20 protein-coding genes are annotated in these 23,180 nt (G+C 65.0%); 8 read left to right on the top strand and 12 right to left on the bottom strand.

Annotated features, from left to right (window positions below):
* Nucleotides 1-33 precede the first annotated feature (33 nt).
* Nucleotides 34-438 (bottom strand): DoxX family protein, encoded by a 405-nt coding sequence (locus tag K2O51_RS04335; protein ID WP_011301946.1) that lies wholly within the window; start codon nucleotides 436-438, stop codon nucleotides 34-36.
* A gap of 295 nt (nucleotides 439-733) precedes the next feature.
* Between K2O51_RS04335 and ppk1 the strand changes: the two genes are divergently transcribed.
* From ppk1 to K2O51_RS04315, 4 genes are all read left to right on the top strand, one after another.
* Entirely contained in the window at nucleotides 734-2,872 is a 2,139-nt protein-coding gene (ppk1, locus tag K2O51_RS04330) for a polyphosphate kinase 1 (RefSeq protein ID WP_011301947.1), read from the top strand.
* A 245-nt stretch (nucleotides 2,873-3,117) separates the two neighbouring features.
* Nucleotides 3,118-3,348 carry a hypothetical protein gene (locus tag K2O51_RS04325; protein ID WP_011301948.1) on the top strand — a complete coding sequence of 77 codons (231 nt, stop codon included), beginning with the start codon at nucleotides 3,118-3,120 and terminating at the stop codon, nucleotides 3,346-3,348.
* Nucleotides 3,349-3,901: 553 nt separating this feature from the next.
* Nucleotides 3,902-6,613 (top strand): ATP-binding protein, encoded by a 2,712-nt coding sequence (locus K2O51_RS04320; protein WP_220630535.1) that lies wholly within the window; start codon nucleotides 3,902-3,904, stop codon nucleotides 6,611-6,613.
* On the top strand, nucleotides 6,585-7,229 hold the full coding sequence (locus K2O51_RS04315; RefSeq protein ID WP_011301950.1) for a response regulator: 645 nt from the start codon (nucleotides 6,585-6,587) through the stop codon (nucleotides 7,227-7,229). Before K2O51_RS04320 ends, K2O51_RS04315 begins: the two co-directional genes overlap by 29 nt.
* 63 nt (nucleotides 7,230-7,292) lie before the next feature.
* Here K2O51_RS04315 and K2O51_RS04310 read toward each other — a convergent pair whose 3' ends face one another.
* From K2O51_RS04310 to K2O51_RS04265, 10 genes are all read right to left on the bottom strand, one after another.
* Nucleotides 7,293-8,690, bottom strand: coding sequence for a YadA family autotransporter adhesin (locus tag K2O51_RS04310; protein ID WP_041680370.1), 1,398 nt, complete (start codon nucleotides 8,688-8,690; stop codon nucleotides 7,293-7,295).
* Nucleotides 8,691-8,946: 256 nt separating this feature from the next.
* Nucleotides 8,947-9,783 carry an outer membrane protein assembly factor BamE domain-containing protein gene (bamE, locus tag K2O51_RS04305; protein WP_220630534.1) on the bottom strand — a complete coding sequence of 279 codons (837 nt, stop codon included), beginning with the start codon at nucleotides 9,781-9,783 and terminating at the stop codon, nucleotides 8,947-8,949.
* 213 nt (nucleotides 9,784-9,996) lie between these two features.
* On the bottom strand, nucleotides 9,997-11,028 hold the full coding sequence (locus K2O51_RS04300; protein ID WP_220630533.1) for a LacI family DNA-binding transcriptional regulator: 1,032 nt from the start codon (nucleotides 11,026-11,028) through the stop codon (nucleotides 9,997-9,999).
* Between the two features lie 125 nt (nucleotides 11,029-11,153).
* Nucleotides 11,154-12,146 (bottom strand): tripartite tricarboxylate transporter substrate binding protein, encoded by a 993-nt coding sequence (locus K2O51_RS04295; RefSeq protein WP_011301954.1) that lies wholly within the window; start codon nucleotides 12,144-12,146, stop codon nucleotides 11,154-11,156.
* 26 nt (nucleotides 12,147-12,172) lie between these two features.
* Entirely contained in the window at nucleotides 12,173-13,273 is a 1,101-nt protein-coding gene (locus K2O51_RS04290; protein WP_011301955.1) for a porin, read from the bottom strand.
* 117 nt (nucleotides 13,274-13,390) lie between these two features.
* Complete coding sequence (locus tag K2O51_RS04285; RefSeq protein WP_220630532.1) at nucleotides 13,391-13,732, bottom strand: cupin domain-containing protein; 342 nt, start codon at nucleotides 13,730-13,732, stop codon at nucleotides 13,391-13,393.
* Nucleotides 13,729-14,706 carry a quinone oxidoreductase family protein gene (locus tag K2O51_RS04280; RefSeq protein WP_011301957.1) on the bottom strand — a complete coding sequence of 326 codons (978 nt, stop codon included), beginning with the start codon at nucleotides 14,704-14,706 and terminating at the stop codon, nucleotides 13,729-13,731. Before K2O51_RS04280 ends, K2O51_RS04285 begins: the two co-directional genes overlap by 4 nt.
* A gap of 37 nt (nucleotides 14,707-14,743) precedes the next feature.
* Nucleotides 14,744-15,628 (bottom strand): beta-keto acid cleavage family enzyme, encoded by an 885-nt coding sequence (locus tag K2O51_RS04275; protein WP_220630531.1) that lies wholly within the window; start codon nucleotides 15,626-15,628, stop codon nucleotides 14,744-14,746.
* Nucleotides 15,629-15,657: 29 nt separating this feature from the next.
* Nucleotides 15,658-16,407, bottom strand: coding sequence for an SDR family NAD(P)-dependent oxidoreductase (locus K2O51_RS04270; protein ID WP_220630530.1), 750 nt, complete (start codon nucleotides 16,405-16,407; stop codon nucleotides 15,658-15,660).
* Between the two features lie 42 nt (nucleotides 16,408-16,449).
* Nucleotides 16,450-17,373, bottom strand: coding sequence for a dioxygenase family protein (locus K2O51_RS04265; protein WP_220630529.1), 924 nt, complete (start codon nucleotides 17,371-17,373; stop codon nucleotides 16,450-16,452).
* Nucleotides 17,374-17,536: 163 nt separating this feature from the next.
* On the opposite strand from K2O51_RS04265, the gene K2O51_RS04260 reads away from it, so the two are divergent.
* Genes K2O51_RS04260 through K2O51_RS04245 form a run of 4 tightly spaced genes read left to right on the top strand, consistent with a single transcriptional unit; the run spans nucleotide 17,537 to nucleotide 21,784 of the window.
* Entirely contained in the window at nucleotides 17,537-18,742 is a 1,206-nt protein-coding gene (locus K2O51_RS04260; protein WP_140948815.1) for an efflux RND transporter periplasmic adaptor subunit, read from the top strand.
* A gap of 1 nt (nucleotide 18,743) precedes the next feature.
* Complete coding sequence (locus tag K2O51_RS04255; protein WP_011301962.1) at nucleotides 18,744-19,436, top strand: ABC transporter ATP-binding protein; 693 nt, start codon at nucleotides 18,744-18,746, stop codon at nucleotides 19,434-19,436.
* Between the two features lie 19 nt (nucleotides 19,437-19,455).
* Nucleotides 19,456-20,610, top strand: a complete 1,155-nt coding sequence (locus K2O51_RS04250) for an ABC transporter permease (RefSeq protein WP_011301963.1) — start codon at nucleotides 19,456-19,458, stop codon at nucleotides 20,608-20,610.
* A gap of 7 nt (nucleotides 20,611-20,617) precedes the next feature.
* Complete coding sequence (locus tag K2O51_RS04245) at nucleotides 20,618-21,784, top strand: ABC transporter permease (RefSeq protein ID WP_011301964.1); 1,167 nt, start codon at nucleotides 20,618-20,620, stop codon at nucleotides 21,782-21,784.
* A 12-nt stretch (nucleotides 21,785-21,796) separates the two neighbouring features.
* On the opposite strand, the gene K2O51_RS04240 is transcribed toward K2O51_RS04245, so the two are convergent.
* A complete protein-coding gene (locus K2O51_RS04240; protein WP_011301965.1) occupies nucleotides 21,797-23,140 on the bottom strand; it encodes an MFS transporter in 1,344 nt (447 codons plus the stop codon).
* Between the last annotated feature and the right edge of the window lie 40 nt (nucleotides 23,141-23,180).

The following is a 23,180-nucleotide window of genomic DNA, read 5'->3' as shown; positions in this document are numbered from 1 at the left end:
GCAGGCCACGAACACGCGGCCTGCGCCATACCGTCACTGTGCCTTGGCTGTACCACCGCGGATCTGCGACTCCAGCGCATACACCACAAGCATCCCGCCCAGGATCGACACGTTCTTCAGGAAGTGGTTGAGCTGGTTCTGGAACGTCGCGGCGTCCGCGCTCCAGAAGCCGTGGAAAACCAGGCTCACCGGTACCAGGAACACTGCCAGGCCCAGCGCGCCCCAGCGTGCGTTCCAGCCGGTAATGAGCGTCAGGCCGCCGGCGATCTCGATCACGATCGTCAATACGAGCAGGACGCTCGCCAACGGTAGTCCGGCACTCGCCATCCACGCGGCAGTGCCCGCAAATCCGCCGATCTTGAGGACTCCGGAAATCAGGAAGAGCACGCCCAGCAGGGCGCGGCCGGCGGGGTACAGGCGGGAAAGGCTGGGGGTCATGACAAGCTCCAAAGTTGAGATTAACCGGGTGAGCGTGAAATTCGTTGAATGAAACGTCTCCCTGCATGACGGAAGAATAGACGCGTAATTGGCCAGATTCCGGATGCGATACTAAACAAGTTAATCAAAAAAATTCAATGCTCGTCCGAGCTGATCCTAAAAGGGCAGCGAACGCGATTTCCATGACGTCGTGAACTAGAATCCAAACGGGCCCGCGCCGGCATTCCTTGTGTTGGTGCTGGCGTCGGCCGCGAACAGCGTGCGTGCGGCGGAACCTCTTCTGATCGGATGCCAAATGGAAGACGACTCGATCACTCCACTGAGCGCGCTGCCGCCGCCGGCCGGTATCGAGGCCGCGCACGCGTCGGACGCCGCTTCTTCGGCGTGGCCCAACGGCAATGCATGGTTCGTCAACCGGGAACTGAGTCAGCTTGAATTCAACCGGCGCGTGCTGATGCAGGCCGCCGACGCGGGTACGCCCTTGCTGGAACGGCTGAAGTTCCTGTGCATCTTCAGCAGCAACCTGGACGAGTTCTACGAGATCCGGGTTGCGGGGCTGAAGGAGCAGTGCCTGGTGCAGTCGCCGGTCACCGGTCCCGATGGCCTGTCCCCGCAGACGCTCTACGACCTCGTGAACGCGAGGGTCCGCGAGTTGGTCGCGCTGCAGTACCAGATGTTCAACGATGTCCTGATTCCCGCGCTGGCCGCCGAAGACGTGTGTTTTCTGCGGCGGCCATCGTGGAACCCGGCACAGGCGGAATGGATCCGTGAGTATTTCTTCAATGAACTGATGCCCGTGCTCACGCCGATCGGCCTGGATCCCGCGCACCCGTTCCCGCGCGTACTGAACAAGAGCCTGAATTTCGCGGTGGAGCTGGAAGGCAAGGATGCATTTGGGCGCCGCTCCGGCAACGCCATCGTCCAGGCGCCGCGTGCATTGCCGCGCGTCATTGCCTTGCCGCCGGACGTGGCCGGGTGCCGGCATGGTTTCGTCTTCCTGTCTTCCATCCTGCATGCACATGTCGGCGAGCTGTTCAGCGGCATGACGGTGCGCGGCTGCTACCAGTTCCGAGTGACGCGCAACAGCGAACTGTTCGTCGACGATGAAGAAATCAAGAACCTGCGTGAAGCATTGCAGGGTGAATTGCCACAGCGGCATTTCGGCGATGCGTTGCGGCTTGAAGTGGCAGACAACTGCCCGCCGGCCGTGACCTTGTTCCTGCAGCAGCAGTTCGGCCTGTCGGCAACGGAGGTGTTTTCGGTTAACGGGCCGGTCAACCTGGTGCGCTTGCTGAAAGTGCCCGACCAGGTCGACCGGCCCGATCTCAAATACCCGCCTTTCCGGCCGGGCCTGCCCAAGGCGCTGCAGCAGCAGAGCGACATGTTCCGAGCGATCCGCGACGGGGACGTGCTGCTGCACCACCCGTTCCAGTCGTTCTCGCCGGTGGTCGATTTTGTCCGGCAGGCTGCGCAGGACCCGGATGTCGTGGCCATCCGCCAGACCGTTTATCGGGCCGGCCACGACTCGGTGCTGCTGTCGGCGCTGACTGAGGCCGCGCGCAAGGGCAAGGAGGTCACGGCGGTCGTGGAACTGCTCGCGCGCTTTGACGAGGAAGCCAATATCGGCTGGGCCGCGCAGCTGGAAGAGGCGGGCGCGCATGTTGTCTATGGCGTGGTTGGCTACAAGGCGCACGCCAAAATGGTGCTTGTGGTCCGGCGCGAAGGTGGACGCCTGCGGCACTATGCGCACCTGGGTACTGGCAACTATCACAGCATGACGACGCGCTTCTATACGGACTTTGGCCTGATGACCTGCAATCCTGAAATCACCCAGGACATCGCCAATGTCTTCGCCCAGCTGACCGGACTCGGGCAGACCAGCAAGATGGCGCATGTCTGGCAGTCGCCATTCACGCTGCACAAGTCGCTGATGCATGCGATCCGCGGCGAAGCCGAGCATGCGAAGGCAGGGCGCAAGGGCTGGATCATTGCCAAGATGAATGCGTTGCTGGAGCCGGGACTGATTCAGGCCCTTTATGACGCCTCGCGTGACGGCGTGCGCATCGACCTGATCGTGCGCGGTGCCTGTGCCTTGCGGCCCGGTGTCCCGGGTTTGTCCGAGAACATCAGCGTGCGCTCGGTCATCGGCCGCTTCCTGGAGCATTCGCGCATCTTTTACTTCTACAACGACAAGGCCGAAGACGTCATGCTGTCCAGCGCGGACTGGATGGGCCGCAACCTGTTCCGGCGGATTGAAATCTGTTTCCCGGTGCTCGATGCGCGCCTGAAAAAGCGCGTGATCGGCGAAGGCCTGAAGCCGTACCTGCATGACAAGCGCGATGCCTGGGAAATGGAACCCGCCGGCGGCTACCGGCGCAAGCGCTCGCGCCAGGGGGAATCGGCACAGAGCGTGCTGCTGGCCACCCTGACCTGAACCGAAGGCGCGACGTGCGGAGCCATACCGAGCGGCCCTCGCGCCGGGGCGTACACTCGAAAGGGGCGATCTCCTCTCTGGGTTATTCGTAAATCACTTTTATGCAAAGGTTCCCTCCGGTCGTATGGCGGCCGAAGGATGCATCACAGCAGGCAGTGGAGCCCCATGGCCGCACCGGGTCATGCTTCCTTCAAGGATGGCAGCCCATCATCGGAAACAGCACAGCAAACGGAGCCGGGTCACTCATGTCGAAGACGATCAAGAAGCAGTACCTGAAGGCGCTCAACCAGCAGCTGAAGAAGGAGTTGGCCGGAACCAGCGACGCCGCCTTTGTGTTCTATCCTCCCGGCGCCAAGCCGAAACATGCGACAGGCGTGGCGGCCAGCGGCCAGACCGACGCGCAGGTGCTTGCAATCATGGACGCGGTGCAGGCTCGCGTATTCGCCAGCTTCGAGAGTTCGGCAAAGGCCGGATAGCGCAGGCGCATTTTGGGGTCGGAATGGCTGTCGGCACCTGCCCTCGGTTCCTTCCGGCCTAATGCATCCCTTTGCCATCCTCTTGCTGTGCCGCGCCTGTCGGCGCAGCGCGCAGCACGAACGCCGGCGGTGCAAGGCCGCGGCGATACCCTGCACGGAACGCTGACACACCGCAAGGCGTCCCCAGCCTGCAGTCCTAGAATGGCTCTCGGCTTTTCCTCGAACACGGTGTGACACCACGTCGCCGGTCAGCTTCGACACCCGCTTCGCGCTTCGCGCGCCGGCATGGTTCAACGCCAAAGCATCATGAGCGGTCCTGTTCCCCACTTCATCATTCGCACGCCGTTGAAGCTGCAGGCGAACCCGTTCGTCGGGACTGCATCAGGATTGTCTGAAGAATCGAATTCCTTCTATAGCCGTGCACGATGTGCCGAGCCTAGACTTTTCCACGCTGTCGCCAATACCCGCGGACGACAGCAATAAATGCTTTCGCGCAGACGCGAACAAACAATGCGGCGAACGCGGATCGCCATGGAGACAGAAGGGGAGCACCTTGGGGCTGCATATCGGTCGTGCGCTGTTCGCAGGAGGGTTGTTCCTGTTCCTGCTCGACGAAGCGGCGCAGGTCATGACGGAGCGGGGCGGCATGCTTCGTGCCGTATGGCCGCTGCTGCTGCCGTTCATGTTCGCCAGCGGTGTGCTGGCCATCGGCTACCTGCGCATGCGCCGGCTGATCACGCAGCGTACCAAAGCCGAGGCCAAGCTTGGCCATGAACTCGCACTCAGGAAGGCGCTGCTGGCCTGCCTGCCGGAACCCGTGGCAGCGAAAGACCCGGATCTCCGCTACATCGAACTGAATCCCGCATTCGAGCACTTTTTTGGCATCGCCAAGGCGGATGCCATGGGCAGGCACGCGCTGGAAGTCGAATCCTTGCGGGAGCGGATGACGGGCGACCTGCTGGGCCTGCAGGACGAAGCCATCCGCACCATGGAACCGCGCCAGGCGCGGCTGCAGATGAGGAACGCATCGGGCCAGTCGCGCCGGGTGAACTTCTGGGCGTTGCCGTTCCGCAATCCCGATGGCATGCCCGGCGGCATCGTGACCGTGCATTTCGACGTGACGGATATCGATGAATCGCGCGAGCGCGCGCAGGCGTTCGAGCGCCGGCTCAAGGACGTGGTCGACAGCCTGCCTGTCACCGTATTCCAGAGCCGTCTGCCGCAGGATGCATCGGACCGCGGCTGGGAGGTCACGTATGCCGCCGGCGATGGTGTCGGGCGCGGCATCGATACGGTTGCCGCACTCGGTGCCGCGCCGTCCGACAGCACGGCCTTCTGTCCGCAGGATCGCCCGCGCCTGCGCACGGCAATCCTCGAGAGCGCGCGTACATGCCAGCCGCTGGATGTCGAAGGGCGCCTGAATCGCGGGCCGGCACCGGGATGGATCCGCGTCCGCGCCATGCCGAGACGGGACGGCAACTGCACGGTGTGGAACGGCGTGGTTATCGATGTCACCGACGTGCACCGGCAAGCCGAGGCGCTGCATGAGGCGAAGGACGCGGCCGAGGCAGACCTGCGAGCCAAAGAAGGCTTTCTAGCCATGATGAGCCATGAAATCCGCACGCCGATGAATGGCATCCTCGGGCTTGTCGAACTATTGCGGAACACTGCACTGACGCCGGCGCAGCATCGCATGCTGACGCTCGCGCATGAGTCCGGCCATGCGCTTGCGCAGATCCTGGACGACATCCTCGACTACGCGAGGATCGAAGCCGGCCGCCTTGCGATCGTGCCGGCGCCGGTGGACCTGCGCGAGCTGCTGGACAGCGTCTCGTCGCTGTTGCTGCCACAGGCGCAGCAGAAGGGCCTGCAGTTGCGCGTACACGTCAGCGCCGATGTTCCCGCGACCGTGCGCGCCGATGGCATCCGGATGCGGCAGATCCTGTTCAACCTGCTTGGCAATGCCATCAAGTTTACCGATCGCGGCAGCGTCACGCTTCACGCTTCGGCCGAAACGTCTGACGGCGAAACAGCCGCGCTGCTGCTGGAAGTGCAGGACACGGGCATCGGTATCGCCAGCGCGGACATGCCCCGGCTCTTTACGCCGTTCATGCAGGGCGAACGCAGCGTGACACGCCGCATGGGCGGCACGGGGCTCGGACTTGCCATCTCGCGAAGCCTGGCGGCGATGATGGGCGGAAGCCTCGTGCTGACCAGCGAGGAAGGCACTGGCACCACGGCGTCCTTGCGTGTGCCGTGTCCGGTCATGCCTGAGGAATCCGGACCGCCCATGCCGATGGGGCAGAGCGAGGCGATAAGCGTGGGTGAAACAGAGATGTCAGAGATGCCGGCCTGCTGGCGCATCCTGGTGGCCGAGGACCATTACATCAGCCAGGAAGTCATCCGCCAGCAGTTGGTGGTGCTGGGCCACTCGCCCACGGTGGTTGACAACGGCGAGGCAGCGCTTGACGCGTTGTGTGCCGGCACGTTCGACCTGCTGCTGACGGACTTCCACCTGCCGCGCATGGATGGCTTCGCGCTGACGCAAGCCCTGCGCAACAGCCGGGACGCCACGTTGCGGGCGCTACCTGTGGTGGGGATCACGGCGACCACCGTGCGGGAGCAACACCAGCGCGGCTTCGAGGCTGGCATGAACGCATGCGTACTGAAGCCGATCACGCTCGCGTCGCTGCGGCAAGGACTTGCGAGCGCAATGCACGCGGAATTCAGCGCTAACGTACCGGTCGGGAGTCGCCGGCAACAGTGGGAGGCAACGGATGCGCCGCGCTTCGACGCAACACGCGTAAGGCGCGATGACCTGCTGGCTGTGCTTGTCCCGGGCTCGGGCGAAGCCGGCCTGCAAGCGTGCATCACTGCGCTGCAGGCAGACCGCAAGGCCCTGCTAGATGGCCTTGCCACGGGCGCGACGCCGGTGCTGCGCGCATGGTGCCACCGCATGCGGGGCGCGCTCTCCGTCTTTGGTCAGCCTCACCTCGACGACATCATCGACAGCCTTCAGCGGGCCGTGGAACGCGGTAACGGCGACAGGATCCGCAATGCCAGCCGCCCCGTCCTGGACGCGATTGCCCACCTGACGCAGGCGCTGGCGCAGGACACACGCGATGCCGAAGCGCGCGCGCAGGCGCCAGTGAACTGCCGGAATTGCATGCTGTCGCGTGCCGAATGCGCGATGGGCGATTCCCATGGCGGCCTTGAATCTGGAGAGGGGAGAAGCAATGGCAATCAGGGTAATAGTCGCGGATGACCATCCGCTGATCATCTTTGGCGTACGGCAGGCGCTTGCTTCGGCGCCGGGCATTCGCGTGGTAGCGGACGCCCCGGACCCCGGCGCACTGACCGAACTGCTGCGCAACGTGCCATGCGATGTGCTGGTAACGGACTTTTCCATGCCCTGCGGCGCAACGCCAGATGGCCTGGCGATGCTGACGAGCCTGCGGCAGCGGTTTCCCCATGTCAGGGTGGTTGTCCTGACCATGCTCGAGAATGCCGGGCTCATGGTCAGCATGCAGGATGTCGGCGTGCTCGGCATCGTGAACAAGCGCGACGACCTGTCGGAATTGCCGGCGGTGATTGCGGCAGCATTCCGGCGCAGAAGGTTGCTGAGCACGTCCGTGCACGAGGACCTGAGGCAATGGGAACACCAGATGTCGCAGCGGCATGCCGCCCGCCAGCTGAGCCCGCGTGAAACCGAGGTCGTGCGCATGTACGTCAATGGCATGTCGACGTCGGAGATGGCGCGGCACCTGCATCGCAGCATCAACACGATCAGCACCCAGAAGACCAATGCCATGCGCAAGCTCGGGGTGTCGAACGATGCCGAGCTGTTCGATTATGCACAGAAGCACGGCTTGAAGTCATGATCGCTCCCTGACTGTCATTCCCGCACAGGCGGGAACGACGGTGGCAAGTGAACGGCTTTGCGCCTACCAGTGGAAGCCGGCCCCGACGGTTGCGCCGACGTTCCTGCGCGTATTGCTTGTCACGCCACCCTTGAAGACCCACCTGCCGGAATCCGAGAGCTTCGATACGCCCAGCGCCAGCGCCGACTGTCCGCTGTAAGTGCTGCCCGCCAGCGCAACCATGCCTTTGCCCGGCAGCACCGACTGCGGCAGGCCCGCCAGGGCCATGGCTGACGCCGTACCCGCATTGGCATCGCGCTGCGCGCCGTCGATCCGGTTGCTCAGGTTGCTGATTGCCTGGGTGTTGCCACCAATCTGCTGGTTCAGGTTGGCAATGTCCTGCGTGTTCTCGTTCACCGCCTGGTTGGTCGCGTACAGCTGCGAACCGTTGATGGCATCGGTGCTGTCGGCGCTGATGCGGCCGGCGGCCACATTCTGGATCTGGCGCGGTGCGGCCGCGGAACCGACGCTCACGACATCGCCGGCTGCCGGGGAGCCACCGGCGAAGGTGTAGGCGACGCCGTTCATCGTCATGCCCGGCACCGGCGTAGCGGCTGACACGGTCGACCCGTTGCCCAGTACGACAACGCCGTTCAGGCCGGCCGGTGCGGTCACGTTGTTACCCATCACGAATGCGTTGTCGGCGCCGACGTTGTTGTCATTGCCGAGTGCGTAGCTGCCAGAGCCGGTGACGGTGTTCGGATCGCCGATCGCGCCAGACCGTGCGCCTGTCACGGTGCTGCCTGTGCCAATGCTGATGGAGCGATTGCCAAGTGCCGAGGCGTTCTTGCCCAGCGCGATGGCGTCGGCACTGCTCGTGCGCGCGCCGTAGCCGATGGCCACCGACGACGTCCCGCCTGCACTGGCCAAAGCCCCGAGCGCGACGCCATTGTCATCGGTTTGCGTGGCCCCCAGGCCGATGGCAATGCCACCCGAGCCTGCGGCCGAGGCAAAACCCCCCGCAAACGAGCCATAGCCGGAGGCATTGGCATATACCCCCACGGCATTGGAATACGCGCCGGACGCGGTCGACATGCCGCCCAACGCCACGGACGCATCGGCCGAAGCATACGAGCGCGCGCCAAAAGCCAGGCTCCATTTGCCTGAGGCCATGGAATCATTGCCGACCGCCGTCGCAACCGTACCAGCCGATGCATTGGGACCGAATGCTACCGCACCGTTGCCGGTCGCGTAGGTATGGTCGCCGAACAAGGTCACGCCCGCGTACTCGTTAGCGTTGGCATAGTTGCCGACGATCGTCGAGCCCACGCTAGGTATTGCGTTGCCGGCGGGATCCTTATCGGGAACGATCCAGAAGTAGGTTGGCGTGGTGTCACCTTTGGCGTTGTCGCCAATGACCAGGTCGGAGGAGCTGCCGCTTGCGCCATCGCCAATAGGCGTGAAGGCGAAGGCGGTTCGCATTGCCAATCCAGCAGTGACAGCAAGCGTTGCGCAGGCAATTAACCGGCAGGTGGACCTGATGCTGCGGTAAGTCTTGTTCATGATGAAATTCCTGTTCCCTTGAGTCAGAGATGGCGTGCGGCGGCCAGCGCCTCATCGGAGCCGCGTCGCGGAAATGCGGCACGAGTCCGCCCCTGCCGCACGCTGCGGCATGTTTTGAGAAGCTTCGTGTATGGAGGAAATCAGCCGGGCGTGTTCACGCCGGCCTCGCGGCGTACTACTTCACGCCTGCGGAGCGAATCTCCACGCGCCGGTCAGGCGCCAGACAAGTGATCAGCTTCGGACGCGGCATCGCACCGCAATGGCTGAGCGGGTCGGCTTTGCCCATGCCCTGCGCCGTTACCAGGCGGCTGTCGACGCCTTGTGCCACGAGCAAGGACTTCACCGTGTCGGCGCGCTGCTGTGACAGGCGCTTGTTGTAGGCGTCGGTGCCAAGACGATCGGTGTACGCGTACACGTCCACATGCTTGAGCATCTTCATGCCGGCCAGCTGCTGGCCGAGCGCGTCGATCCTGGCATGGCCATCGGGCACCAACTCCGCGGCAGTCGAGCCATTGAACGTGAACAGCGCATCGGCGCCGAGCGTGGTGGTGGTGGTGGCGGTGGTCTGCACGATGGCAGGCATTGCAGCCGGCGTTTCGGGATACCGGAGGAACGCCGCGCACGATTCGGGTGCCCAGTAGTACGAGCGCGACGCCATGGCCGTGTCGAACAGCACCTTCATCTGGCATTGCACGACATCGTTCGGGGCCGGCTTGCCCGTGCGGAAGTTGAACAGGTAGTCCCACTCGCGCACATCGGCCATGCCTTCGTTGAAGTGCGGCCGGCCGATCAGCGCGTAATGCTGGTCCTTGGTCATGCCCGGCTGCAGCAGCCGCAGGCTGTCTAGGTTCGGGAACGTGCCTTGTTCAGGCCAGGCACTTGCCTTGTCGGGGAATACGACGTTGGCGGACGTGCCCTGGTTGGTGGGGTGGCTGGAGGTGGTGGAACATCCGGAAAGGATCGTGGCCGTCAATGCCACGGTGGCCGTCAGCGAAGCGATAGTCAATCTCATGGTGGTGCCCAGGGTTGATCGAAGGACTTCGATCCGCGGCAAACACCTGCCCTCGGCCAGCCTGGCTGTCCGGGAGACTGGCTTCAGTCGTGAATATGGCGAGCGACGTGGAATGCTGCGGATCTTCGGGTCGTAGACTAGGGTTCCGCAGCCACGGAAACTATAGAAGGACTTCGAATCCGCGCGTTTTTCTGGCGGTGGTGGCAGCCAGTTTCAGGCGGACGCCGGCGCCGCCGTCGATCCGCGCACAATCAGTTCCGGTTTGAGCTCGACCGTCACGGCATCGGCGTCGGGCTCGCTGATCTTCCTGAGCAGCAGCTTTGCGGCTTCTTCGCCCATCTCGTGCACGGCAATGCGCACGGTGGTCAGCGGTGGTGTCAGCGCATCGACGAACGGCATGTCGTTGTGGCCGACCACCGAGATATCTTCCGGACAGCGCAGACCGCGCTCGCGCAGGTAGTCATAGCAGCCCATGGCGATCAGGTCGTTACCGGCGGCGATGGCCGTCATGCCGGGAAACTCGGCCAGCAGCTTCGCGCAGGCTTCGCGGCCCGCTTCGCGCGAATAGCTTGGGGCTTCGATGACCTGCCATTGCTCCCGCCGCAGGCGGTGGTGCCGCACGGCGCGCAGGAATCCTGCGCGGCGCAGGAAGCCGGTCGACAGCGTGGCGGGGCCTGCGATATGGCCGATGCGGCGGTGGCCAAGGCCGATCAGATGGTCCACGGTCAGCCGCATGGCCAGCAGGCTGTCGCTGACCACGCATGATGCGCGGCCAGTGTCTTCGCCGCGGTTCACCATGACCACGGGAATGCGCTGGGCCAGGCAATAGTCGAGGATCGGATCATCACGCTCGGCGGTGGCCAGCAGCAGGCCCTCGACCTGGCGCCCGACCATCTGGTCGATCACGAAGCGCTGGCGTTCCTTGTCGGTGCCCGCATTGACCACGATCGGCACATAACCCTGCTGGCAAAGCACCGATTCAATGCCGGCCAGGATCGGCGGAAACACAGGGTTGGCGATATCAGGCAGCACCACGCCGACCAGGCCCGAGCGCTGCGTGCGCAGCCCTGCCGCAATGCGGTTTGGGCGGAAGCCGCGCTCGTCGGCCAGCGCGAGTACGCGCGCCGCCACGTCGTCTGCCACCAGATGCCGCGTTGCCGGGTTCATGACGCGCGACACCGTCGAGTAATGCACATTGATTTCGGCGGCGAGGTCTTTGAGGGTCAGGCGTTTGCGCTCGGACATGTCGGCGGGAAGCGGGGCGGCGGCGCCGTGGGCGCTCGGCGCTGATCGGAATCGGCAATACGCCATTCTAAGGCAAGGGACCCGGGCGGCCGCCACCCGAGCCCCGTGCGGCGCTGTCCGCCCCGTTACTGGCCGCCCTGAACGCCCGACTGTTTCACCACCGGCGCCAGCTTGGCGATCTCCGTCTTGATGTAGCTGGAGAACTCCTGCGGCGTGGACGTCCGCGGCTCGGCGCCCTGGACCGCAAGCTTTTCCCTGACATCGGGCGACGCCAGCGCTTTGCCGATCTCGGCATTGAGCGTGTTGATGACCTCCTTCGGCGTGCCGGCCGGCGCCAGAATGCCGAACCACGAATCGAACGCATAGCCGGGCAGGCCGGATTCCGCCACGGTCGGAATGTCGGGCAGCGAGCCGGCCCGCTTCGCGGTGGTCACGGCCAACGCCTTGAGCTTGCCTTGCCGCACAAACGGCATCGCCGATACGGTCGGTGCGAACATCATGTCGCCGCGACCGGCCATGACATCGGTCAGCGCTTCGCCGGTACCCTTGTACGGGATATGGACGACGTCGATGCCGGCCTGCATCTTGAACATCTCGCCGCTGAGGTGCGTCGAGCTGCCCGAGCCGGCCGAGTCGAAGTTCATCGCGCCCGGGTTTGCCTTGGCTGCGGCGACGATGTCGCGCACGGAGTTGTACTTGCTCGTGGCATTCACAACGAGCACGTTCGGCACGCTCGCCACCAGCGACACGGGCGCAAAGTCCTTGACGGTGTCATAGCCTAGCTTCGGGTATAGCGTGGCGTTGATGGCGTGGCCCACCGACACCAGGATCAGCGTGTAGCCGTCGGGCGCGGCCTTGGCCACGCCGGTGGCGCCCAGCGTGCCGCCGGCGCCCGGTCGGTTGTCGACGATGACCTGGTAACCAGCGTTCTGGCCCATCTTCGTGCCGACGATGCGGGCCAGGATATCGGTCGCGCTGCCGGCCGAGAACGGCACCACGAGACGGATCGGCTTGGCAGGGTATTGCGGTTGCGCCATGACGGGCGGAGCAGCGGCCAGCACGGCGAGTGCGGCGGCGGACAGGGTGAACAGAGTCTTGCGACGAAGGGGGCGATACATCGTTTGTCTCCTCACAACCGGTGAATTCAGAAGAAGTGGCGCATGCCGAGCGCGAAGGTCTGCGGGTCGGCGCCTGCGCTCACGCCAAGTTCGTTGATGGCGAAGTCGTAGATCGCGTTTTTCTTGTTATCGATGCGGCTGTAGTACGCGAACAGCGTCGTGCGCTTGGACAGCGGGTAGTCGTAGCCGATGGTCACCTGCGTGGCGCCGGTATCCGCGCCGCTGCGGAAGAAGCCGACGGTTTCGGTCGCGTTGCCGGTGCCGTTGCTGGCCAGCGCAAAGCCCAGCTTCACGCTGCCCGGCCCGAGCTTCTGCACGAGCGATGCGTAGTACCCGTTGCGCGTGAGATCGCCGGTCGCGGTGCGGTAATGCAGGCGTTCGTACAGCAGGGCGACGGTCGTGCTGGGGAACCGGTACGACACCCCGGCCTTCATGGCATCGTCGTTGCGGCCCTTGACTTGGTAGTTCTGGTGGATTTCGTAGGCGAGCGCGACATTGAGCGGGCCGTTGTCGTACGCGGCAGAGAACGAGTACAGGCCCGGGTTGCGCGGCACCGTCAGCTTTTCCTCGTTGATGCCCCACGCCGCCGAGCCGCTGAAGCCAGCAAACGATGGCGTCTGGTAGACGATGATGTTCTTCTGCCGGCGGTCGAACGAGCTGGTGTCCTGCACGTTGTCGGAGCTGGACGCCGAGCCGTTGCCGATCAGCGCCATGTAGCCGGCGGTGGTCGGGTAATACGGGTCATAGCCCATCGTCGACACGGTGTACGGTGTCTGCCAGTGGCCCATGAAGAAGGTACCGGCCTTGCCCTGCAGCCCGATGCGGTCATTGCGCCCGGCAATCTGGCCCTGGCCTGTATCGAGCGAGACATTACTTTCGATCTGCCAGATGGCCTTGAGCGTGCCGCCGAGATCCTCTTCTCCGCGCAGGCCGAACACCGAGCGGTTGTTGGTCAGCCGGCCCGTGCCGCCAAGATGCGTGCCGTCCGTTGCCGTGCTGGCGCTGGAGTATTCGAGCGCCGTGTTGATGCGGCCATACACCGTGACCGACGATTGCGCCGCGGCCTCGCCGGCTATGCAGCATGCGGCCAGGGTCAGGACAGCGCTTCGCATGGGAACGCGTTTCATGGGTAGTCTCCCGCTTCTGTGTTTCTGTGTGCTTGTTGTGGAAGTGGCGCCCGCACCGATGCGCGGGCACGGCGCCATGCCGGGGCGCCGGATACTGCTTGCTGCTAAGGCTGCCGGTCAGGCCTTCGGATAAGGCATGGCCAGCAGCAGCATGGCGGGGCGGTTGCCCGGGTTCGACACCTGCCGCGCTTCGCCCGGTGCCAGCCGCACCGAATCGAACTGTTGCAGCGTCACGGCTTCGTCGGGCGTGCGGATGCAGACCTCGCCTTCGAGCACGACGTAATGCTTTTCCACAGTGGATGCATCCATGCTGGTATGTCCGCCGGGCAGCAGCACCGACACACCCATCCACAGCGATTCCGACGGCCCGGCCTCGTGGCCCTGCAGGCGCAGGCAGTGCATGCCGTCGTGGTTCGGCGGAAAGTAGGCTGGCGCCTGGGCGAAGCGGGTCGTGTTCATGGCTTGAGCACCACGCGTTCGGTCGCGCCCTGCAGCACGGCGCGATAGGCGTCGGCGGCGTCGGCCAGCGCATACGTGTATTCGGGCAGCACAGGGAACGGCTTCAGCGCGCCAGAGGCGAACATCGGCGCGAGCTGGTCCAGGATGTTTGCGCCCGCGCTGCTGTCAAGCGCCAGCGTATCGACGCCCACGTAGGTGTGCTGGCCGCGATAGAACGTGAAGATGTCGAACGGCACCGGACGCTCGATCGTCGAGATGAAGATCTGCGTGGCGCCGATCGCCATGGCCTGGTTGGCCTGCTCGAAATACGGGCTGCCCACGGTGTTGTAGACGATGTCGGCGCCATGGCCGTCGGTCTCGTCGCGCACCACGGCGGAAATAGATTCTTTGCTTGCGTCGATCATGCGCACCGCGGCGTTCGCGTGGCCACGGTAGGGCTCCTCGGTGCGCTCCACGGCAAACACGCGCGCGCCCAGCGCGGTGGCGATCTGGATGGTCGCCTGGCCAACCTTGCCGTTGCCGCCGCACACCAGCACGACGCTGCCGGGCTTCGGCATGCCCGCGCGGCGCAGGCCTTCATACGCGGTGATGAAGGGCACGCCGACCGCGCCGGCTTCGAGCAGCGACAGCGTGGCCGGCTTTTCGCGCACCGACTGCGCGTTGACGCTCAGGTATTTGCCATGCGTGCCGTCGCGGCGAATGCCCAGCTCGCCGCCGCTGCCCCATACGGTCAGGCCAATCATGCCAGTGGGGCCGTCGACCACGGTGCCCGCATAGTCGCGGCCCGGCGTACGCGGCCAGACCGCATGCGGCATCAGGCCGAGCGTGGCCTTGACGTCGCTCGGGTTGACTCCAGCGCTCGCTACTTCGATCACGCACTGGCCATCGGTGGCTTCAGGGCGCGGTGCGCCCACCAGTTCCAGTTTCAGGGTATCGATGCCTGAGGCTTTCTCGCTGACGCGAATCGTGTTCATGGTGTCTTCCTCGTTCAGTGTTCGGTTTTGTGAATGCTCAGGCTTCGCGCAAGCCAAGTACGCGGCGCGCTTCGTGCGGCGAGGCGATCTCGCCGCCCAGCGAGCGGACGATGTCGCTCGCCTTGGCGACCAGCGCGGCATTGCTCGGCGCGAGTACGCCTTTTTCCAGGTAGAGGTTGTCTTCCAGGCCGACGCGCACATGGCCGCCCGCGAGCCATGCCTGCGCGACGATCGGGAACTCCGCACGGCCGATGCCGAACGCTGACCAGTGCGCGCCGGGCGGCAGCATGTTGCGTGCGTAGAAGATGGTTTCGGGCGTCGGCGCGAAGCCGTACTTCACCCCGAGCACGAAGGTCCACAGACCGGGACCGTCAAGCACGCCTTCGCGGATGAAATCGAGCGCCATGTTGAGGTCGCCCGAATCGAATATCTCGAGCTCCGGCATGACGCCTGCCGCACGGATCACGCCCGCCATCTTGCGCACGTTGGCCGGCGTATTGATGACCACGTCGCCGCCCGAGTTCATGGTGTTCAGGTCGAGCGAACACACGTCGGGGCGCAGTGCCGCGATGTGCTCGACGCGCTTGGACGGATGCAGCAGCGTGGTGCCCGGCGCGGCCACGCGCGGCTCGTCCTCGCTGGGCACGAAGCGCCCGCCGGGGCCCGTGGTCAGGTTGATGATCAGTGCGCGGTTGCGTTTGCGGATGCGGTCGATGACATCGGCGTAGTAGTCGAGCGACATCGACGGGCGGCCCGTCTCGGGATCGCGCACGTGGATGTGCGCGGCAGCGGCGCCGGCTTCGGCGGCGTCGAGTGCGGCATTGGCAATCTGCTCGGGCGTGACCGGCAGATCGGGGTACTGCTCAGGCGTGACGATATTGCCTGTCACCGCGCAGGTGATGATGGTCTTGCGAGCGTGCATGGTTGCGTTGGGCTAAGGGTGGAAATGGATCAGCCGAGCTGACGGCCGCCATCGACGACGATGGTGGTGCCGGTAGCAAAGCGCAGCGAAGTCGCGCAGGCGACGATGGCGTCGGCCACGTCCTGTGCCTGGCCGATGCGGCGCAGCGGCGTGGTTTTGGCCGCGCGTTCGTTGAAGGTGCCGTCGCGGCCGGGGACGAAGCCTGTATCGACTACGCCCGGCGACACGTTCAGCACGCGGATGGCCGGCGCCAGCGCGCGGCCCAGCGACACGGCCATGACATCGAGCCCCGCCTTGGCCGCGCAGTACGCCACGTTACTGCCCTGGCCCGTTCGGCCCGCGATCGAGCCTACGTTGACCACCAGTCCATCGCCATTGGCGCGAAGATGCGGCGCAAATGCGCGGATCGCCGCGAACTGGCCGCGCCAGTTGATCGCGAACAACTCGTCGATCAGTGCATCGTTGAGCGCGTCGAGATCGGCGTGCGGAATGGCCTGCGTGAAGCCTGCGGTATTGACGAGGATGTCGACGCGGCCGTAGTGGTGAGCGACTTCGGCGGCGAGCGCGTTTAGCGATGCGGTGTCGCCGATCTCGGCCACTGCGCCCATGTGATTGCCGGCCGGCAGCGAAGCCGCCGCGCTGGCCGCGGTATCGCGATTGCGCCCGGTCAGGACGACGCTGGCGCCAAGCTGCGCCAGCGCAGTGCCTGTCGCCAGGCCGATGCCGCCAGTACCGCCGAGGATCACGGCAACCTTGCCGGAGAGAGAAGAGAGGCTCATGGTGTTCAGTTGTGCTGCGTGGAAATGTGGAGGACCGAGACGTCAGTCGATCGGCGGCTTCGGGAAGGTCTGCTCGCCCGGTTCGAGCGTAAAGTCGAAGTCCATCGTGTAGAACGGCGCGGGCTGGTCGCCCCATGGGCTGCGGCCCTGGTCGACAAGTTCGAGTTGCCCGACGAGCTGTCGGTGCACGCCGAATGTCACGTCGGATTCGAGCGCTTGCGGCTCGTCCACGAACACTTGCGTGACCAGCGTGCGGTAGCCCGGTGCGGCGACGATGAAGTGGATATGCGCTGGGCGGTACGGATGGCGTTGCTGTGCGTCGAGCAGTGTGCCGATCGGGCCATTGGTCGGCACCGGATAGCCGGCCGGGCGCACGGTACGGAAGTGGTACCCGCCTTCTGCGTCGGTCTGGAAGCAGCCGCGGAGGTTGCGGTCGGGCTGGCGGGGGTCCTGGTTGTCATACAGGCCGACGGGCGATGCCTGCCAGATTTCCACAAGTGCGTTGGACAACGGTGTGCCGTCCGTCGCGCGCACGGTGCCGCGCACGAACAATGGCAGGCCTGGTGCGTCATCCTGCACCACGCAGTCGCCGCAGTCGTAACGTGGGGCGTTGGCTCGGTAGAACGGGCCCAGCAGCGCACCAGGCGTGCGGCCGTCCGTGGTGTTGTTATTCATCACGGTAACCAGCGTGGAGAGACCCAGCACGTCGGCGGCCAGCACCACTTCGTTGTTGGTGGCGTGGGTTGCGTGGCCCAGCGCGGCGACGAACTCCAGCGCTTTTTCAAATTCCTCGTCTGTTGGACGCACTTCACGGAGGAAGTCGTGCAGGTGCTGGACAAGCAGACCCATGACGAAGCGCAGGCGCGGGCTGCTGGTTTGAGCCATGGCGGCCTGGACGATCTGGGTGACGGAATGCTCGTCTTCGATCAGGCGCAGATCGTTTTCTTTGTATTGGATGGTCTGCATTGTTCATCTCCTTTGCAAACGTTTGCAGCAAACGTTTGCAATTATGATGGGTATAGGGAAATGGTCAAGGGAATTTTTTAGGTGGCGTGCGGTTGCCCCGCGACAACGAGCCCAAAGTGCCCCCAGCGCTATACTGACAACCTCTCCCAGCAGGATGACCCGATTGGCCGACCAAGACCTCTCCCGGCTGAAAATCGACCGCGGTCCACACGCGGCCCCGCCGCGCCGCCGCCGGTGGCTGCTTTATGTGGCCATCGCCGTGGCGCTCGCTGCAGCTGCTGCTATCGCCTTCAAGGTAGCCAGTCCCGCCGCGGTGGAAACCGTCACGGTCTCGTCCGCCTATCCTTCCCAAAACTACACCCTGCTTAACGCTACCGGCTATGTCGTGCCGCAACGCAAGGCGGCTGTCGCCTCCAAGGCGCAAGGCAGGCTGGAGTGGCTGGGCGTGCTGGAAGGTTCGCGCGTAAAGAAGGACGAAATCATCGCCCGGATAGAACGCCGGGACGTCGATGCCACGCTTGCGCAGGCGACCGCGCAGGTGAAGGTAGCGCAAGCCAATCTGGAATTGCAGCTCGCCGAGCTGCGCGACGCGGAAGTGAACCTGCGCCGCTCGGAACAACTGCTGGGCCCGAAGGCGATTTCGGTCCAGCAGTATGATGCCGACCTGGCCCGCTTCAAGAAGGCGCAGGCGTCGGTCTCGAATTCGCGTGCGGCCATCACCTCCGCGCAGGCGAATGCGCAGGCTGCGCAAGTGTCGGTCGACCAGACGGTCATTCGCGCGCCGTTCGACGGAGTGGTGCTGATCAAGCATGCCAACGTGGGCGACAACATCACGCCGTTCTCGTCGGCGTCCGACACAAAGGGCGCGGTCGTGACGATTGCGGACATGGATACGCTCGAAGTCGAGGCCGACGTCGCTGAATCCAATATCGCGAAGATCCGCGCGGACCAGCCGTGTCTGCTGCAGCTTGATGCGCTGCCCGATATGCGATTCGCGGGCCAAGTGTCGCGCATCGTGCCGACCGTGGACCGCTCCAAGGCGACCGTGCTGGTCAAGGTGCGCTTTGTCGACCGCGACGCGCGCGTGCTGCCCGACATGAGCGCCAAGATTGCGTTCCTGTCCAAACCGCTGGCCAATCAGGACCGCAAGGCCGTTATCGCCGTGCAGCCGGCCGCGATTGCCTCGCGTGACGGCCACAAGGTGGTGTTCGTCGTCCGCGACGGCAAGGCGCATGAAACTACCGTGACGACCGGCGAGCGCATCGGCGAACTGGTGGCCGTTCACGGCGTGGCCGCGGGCGATGTGCTGGTGCTTTCGCCCGGTGACAAGCTGCACGACGGCGCCCGCGTCACCGTGGCGAAGAAGTAACGTGGCCGCGATCCCGCTCGTCAGCATCCGCCACGTCGCCAAGTCATACCGGCGCGGCATGCAGACCGTGCCCGTGCTGACCGATATCACGCTCGACATTGCCGAGGGCGACTTCATCGCGCTGATGGGGCCGTCCGGCTCCGGCAAGAGCACGCTGTTGAACCTGATCGCCGGCATCGACCGGCCCGACAGCGGCGAACTGCTGGTGGGCGGGCAGGACATCACGCGGCTGGCCGAGTCGGAGCTGGCCGCGTGGCGCGCCGCCAATGTCGGTTTCATCTTCCAGTTCTACAACCTGATGCCGGTGCTCACCGCGTTCGAGAACGTGGAGCTGCCGCTGATGCTGACGCGCCTGTCGCGCGCCGAGCGCCGCGCGCGCGTGGAGCTGGTGCTCGGCATGGTCAACCTGGCCGACCGCATGGACCACTATCCGTCCGAGCTATCGGGCGGGCAGCAGCAGCGCGTGGCCATTGCGCGCGCGCTGATCACCGACCCGATGCTGATCGTCGCCGACGAGCCCACCGGCGACCTCGACCGCAACGCCGCCGCCGATATCCTGGCCATGCTGAAGCGGCTCAATGGTGAGGCGGGCAAGACCATCATCATGGTCACGCACGACGCGCATGCCGCCAATGCGGCGCGGTCGCTCGTGCACCTGGAGAAGGGAGAGCTGATCCATGGCAACGGCGCCTGAACCACGCTGACTGCACGCCATGTTCGTGCTGAAGCTGATCGCCCGCAACGCACTGCGCCACAAGCTGCGCACGGTGTTGACCGTGACCGGCCTGGTGGTCGCGGTGCTGGCCTATGGGCTGCTGCAGACCGTGGTCGATGCATGGTATGCGGGTGCCGCAGCGGCTTCGAGCGGGCGGCTGGTGACGCGCAATGCCATCTCGCTGGTGTTCCCGCTGCCACTCAGCTACGAGAACCGCATCCGCGGCGTGGACGGTGTGACGGTCGTGGCGCGCTCCAACTGGTTCGGCGGCATCTATCGCGATCCCAAGAATTTCTTCGCCCAGTTCGCGGTCTCGGACAACTACCTGGACCTGTATCCGGAATTCATCGTCACTGCACAGCAGCGCGCTGACTACGCGCGCGATCGCAAGGGCGCGCTGATCGGCCGGCAGCTTGCGGACCAGTATGGCTTCAAGGTCGGCGACGTGGTCCCCATCAAGGGCACGATCTATCCGGGCACGTGGGAGTTCATCGTGCGCGGCATCATGGAAGGGCGCGATGAGAGCACGATCACGCGCCACATGGTGTTCCACTGGGAATACCTGAACGAGACGGTGCGCAAGCGCTCGCCGAAGCAGGCCGACCAGGTCGGTGTGTACATCCTCGGTATCGACAACCCGGACAATGCCGCAGCCATTTCAAGAAACGTGGACGCCGTGTTCCGCAATTCGCTCGCCGAGACGCTGACGGAGACCGAGCAGGCGTTCCAGCTCGGCTTCGTGGCGATGTCGAACCAGATCATCGCGGCAATCCGTGTGGTGTCGTACGTCGTGATCCTGATCATCATGGCGGTGATGGCCAATGCCATGGCCATGAGCGCGCGCGAGCGCACGGTGGAGTACGCCACGCTCAAGGCACTGGGCTTCGGGCCCGGTTTCCTGGCGCTGCTGATGTTCGGCGAATCGATGTTCATCTGCCTCGTGGGCGGCGGCATCGGCATGCTGGCCACGCCGCCGATGGCCGCGATATTCAAGCAGTCGGTGGGCGGCGTTTTCCCCGTTTTCACGGTGTCGCCCGAGACGATGTGGATGCAGGCGGCCTGCGCGCTCGTCGTGGCGCTTTTCGCCGCGGTGGTGCCGGCGGTGCAGGCCGCACGCGTGCGCATCGTCGAAGGCCTGCGGGCGATCGGCTAGGGATCACATGGCGATCCCGCTCAGCTATATCGCGCGCAACCTGTGGGCCCGTCGGCTGACCACGGCGCTGACGGCGGGCGGCCTCGCGCTGGTAGTGTTCGTGTTCGCGACCATGCTGATGCTCGACGCGGGGCTCAAGCGCACGCTGGTCACCACTGGCGAGAAAGACAACGTCGTCATGATCCGCAAGGGCGCGGAGACCGAAGTGCAGAGCGCGATCAGCCGCGACCAGGCCAGCATCATGGAGATGCACCCATCGGTCGCGATGGACGGCAACGGCCGGCCGATGGCGTCGAAAGAAGCCGTGGTGCTGATTTCGCTGAACAAGCGCGGATCGGATACGCCGTCCAACGTGGTGATTCGCGGCGTGTCGCCAAAGGGACTGGAACTGCGGCCGCAGATCCGGATGGTGACGGGGCGCACGTTCCGGCCCGGTTCATCGGAGATTATCGTCGGCAGCAGCGTGGCCGGCGGCTTTACCGGTGCGCAGCCAGGCGGGCGCCTGCGCTTCGCCCAACGCGACTGGACCATCGTCGGCGTGTTCGATGCGGGCGGCAGCGGCTTCGATTCGGAGATCTGGGGCGATGCCGACCAGCTCATGCAGTCGTTCCGCCGCAGCAGCTATTCGTCGATGGTGGTACGGCTGACGCGGCCAGATGCGTTCGCACGGCTGCGCGCCGACATCGACGTAGATCCCCGGCTGGCCAACGAGGCCAAGCTCGAGCAGACCTTCTACAGCGACCAGTCCAAGGCGCTGTCGACGTTCATCAACATCCTGGGCCTGACGTTGACCACGATCTTCTCGATTGCCGCGATGATTGGTGCCATGATCACGATGTACGCGTCGGTGGCCAACCGCGTGGCGGAGATCGGCACGTTGCGTGCGCTGGGCTTCCGGCGCACCAACGTGCTGGCGGCGTTCCTGATCGAGGCGCTGCTGCTCGGACTCATCGGTGGCGTGGCCGGGCTATGCTGCGCCGCGCTGATGCAGTTCGCCTCGTTCTCGACCACCAACTTCCAGACCTTCGCCGACCTGTCGTTCCGTTTCATCCTGACACCGGGCGTCGTGGTCCGGACGTTGTTGTTCTCGATGGCGATGGGGCTGATCGGCGGCTTCCTGCCGGCATTGCGCGCGGCCCGCATGAACATCGTCGATGCGCTGCGGGCTCACTGACGCTGCCGGCCGTCAGCTCGCGGCCAACTCTTGCCGTACAGGCGCGCGGCGTGCCAGCCCAAGCGACAGCATGGTGCCCCCTGCCAGCAGAGCGGGGATGCCGATCAGCAAGAACAGCGTGGGCATGCCCAGATCCATCGACAGCATCGTCGCACCGCCGACAGAGCCCACCACCGAGCCCATCCGGCCTACGCCATTGGCCCAGCTCACGCCGGTCGCGCGGCAGTCGGTCGGATAGAAGCCGGCCGACAATGCGTTGGCGCCGACCTGCGAACCCGAGACGCAGAAGCCAGCGAGGAATACCGCGACACCTGCCAGCATCGGAGTATCGGCCAGGCTGCCGATCGCGGCGACGAACACGCCGGCCAGCGCGTAGCTGATCGCCAGCACGTAGTGCGGATTGAATCGGTCCATCAGCCAGCCCAGCACGATGGCGCCAAGCGTGCCGCCGACCTGGAACATGGTGGTGACCAGCGCCGCGGTGCGCAGCGACAGGCCGGTGCCGCGCAGCAGCGTCGGCAGCCAGCTCGACAGCAGGTAGATCACCAGCAGGCTCATGAAGAAGGTCAGCCAGAACAGCAGCGTGCCGCGTACAAGCTCGGGCTTGAACAGGTGGCGCACCGGCGAGCTGGTGCTGCGGGATTCCGACACCGTGAAGGTGGCGCCATCCAGGTTGGCCTGCGGGGCAATGCGCCGCAGCGTTGCGGCGATGCGTTCCGGCGCGCGGCGGGCCATCACCAGGTAGCGCACCGATTCCGGCAGCAGCAGGGCCAGGAGCACCGACAGCACCAGCGGCAGCACGCCGCCAACGACGAGCACTGAACGCCAGCCATACGCCTCGATCAATCCCGCCGAAGCGAGGCCACCGAGCGCCGAGCCGAGCGTGAAGCCGCAGAACATGGTCGTGACCAGGAACGAGCGGCGCTTCTCCGGACAGAATTCGGACGTCAGCGTGATGGTGTTGGGCATGGCTCCGCCGAGTCCAAGGCCAGTCAGGAAGCGCAGCGCAATCAGCTCCCACAACCCGCCCGACCACGCGGAAGCGAGGCTTGCCACGCCGAAGAACAGCACGGAGAACACCAGCACGCTCTTGCGGCCGAAGCGGTCGGCAAGCGGGCCGAACAGGAAAGCGCCGGCCATCAGGCCGCCGAGTCCGGCACCGAACAGCGGTGCGAGGTGCGCCGGCGTCAGTTGCCATTCGGCGCGGATCGCCGGCGCGATGAAGCCGATGGCGGCGGTATCGAAGCCATCGATGGCGACGATCAGAAAGCACAGCACCACGATCATGACCTGGAAGGGCGACAGCGGCTGGCGGTCGATGAACGCGGAAATATTGATGGTCTGGCTGGCAGGCATGGGTTGTCTCCTCCTCGTTGCCTGTTTCGGGACGAACTCG

This window comes from Cupriavidus pinatubonensis (assembly GCF_019602855.1).
Lineage (GTDB): Bacteria > Pseudomonadota > Gammaproteobacteria > Burkholderiales > Burkholderiaceae > Cupriavidus > Cupriavidus pinatubonensis.
The sequence above is the reverse complement of the archived record's forward strand: the minus strand, read 5'-3'. Positions and strand labels throughout refer to the sequence as shown.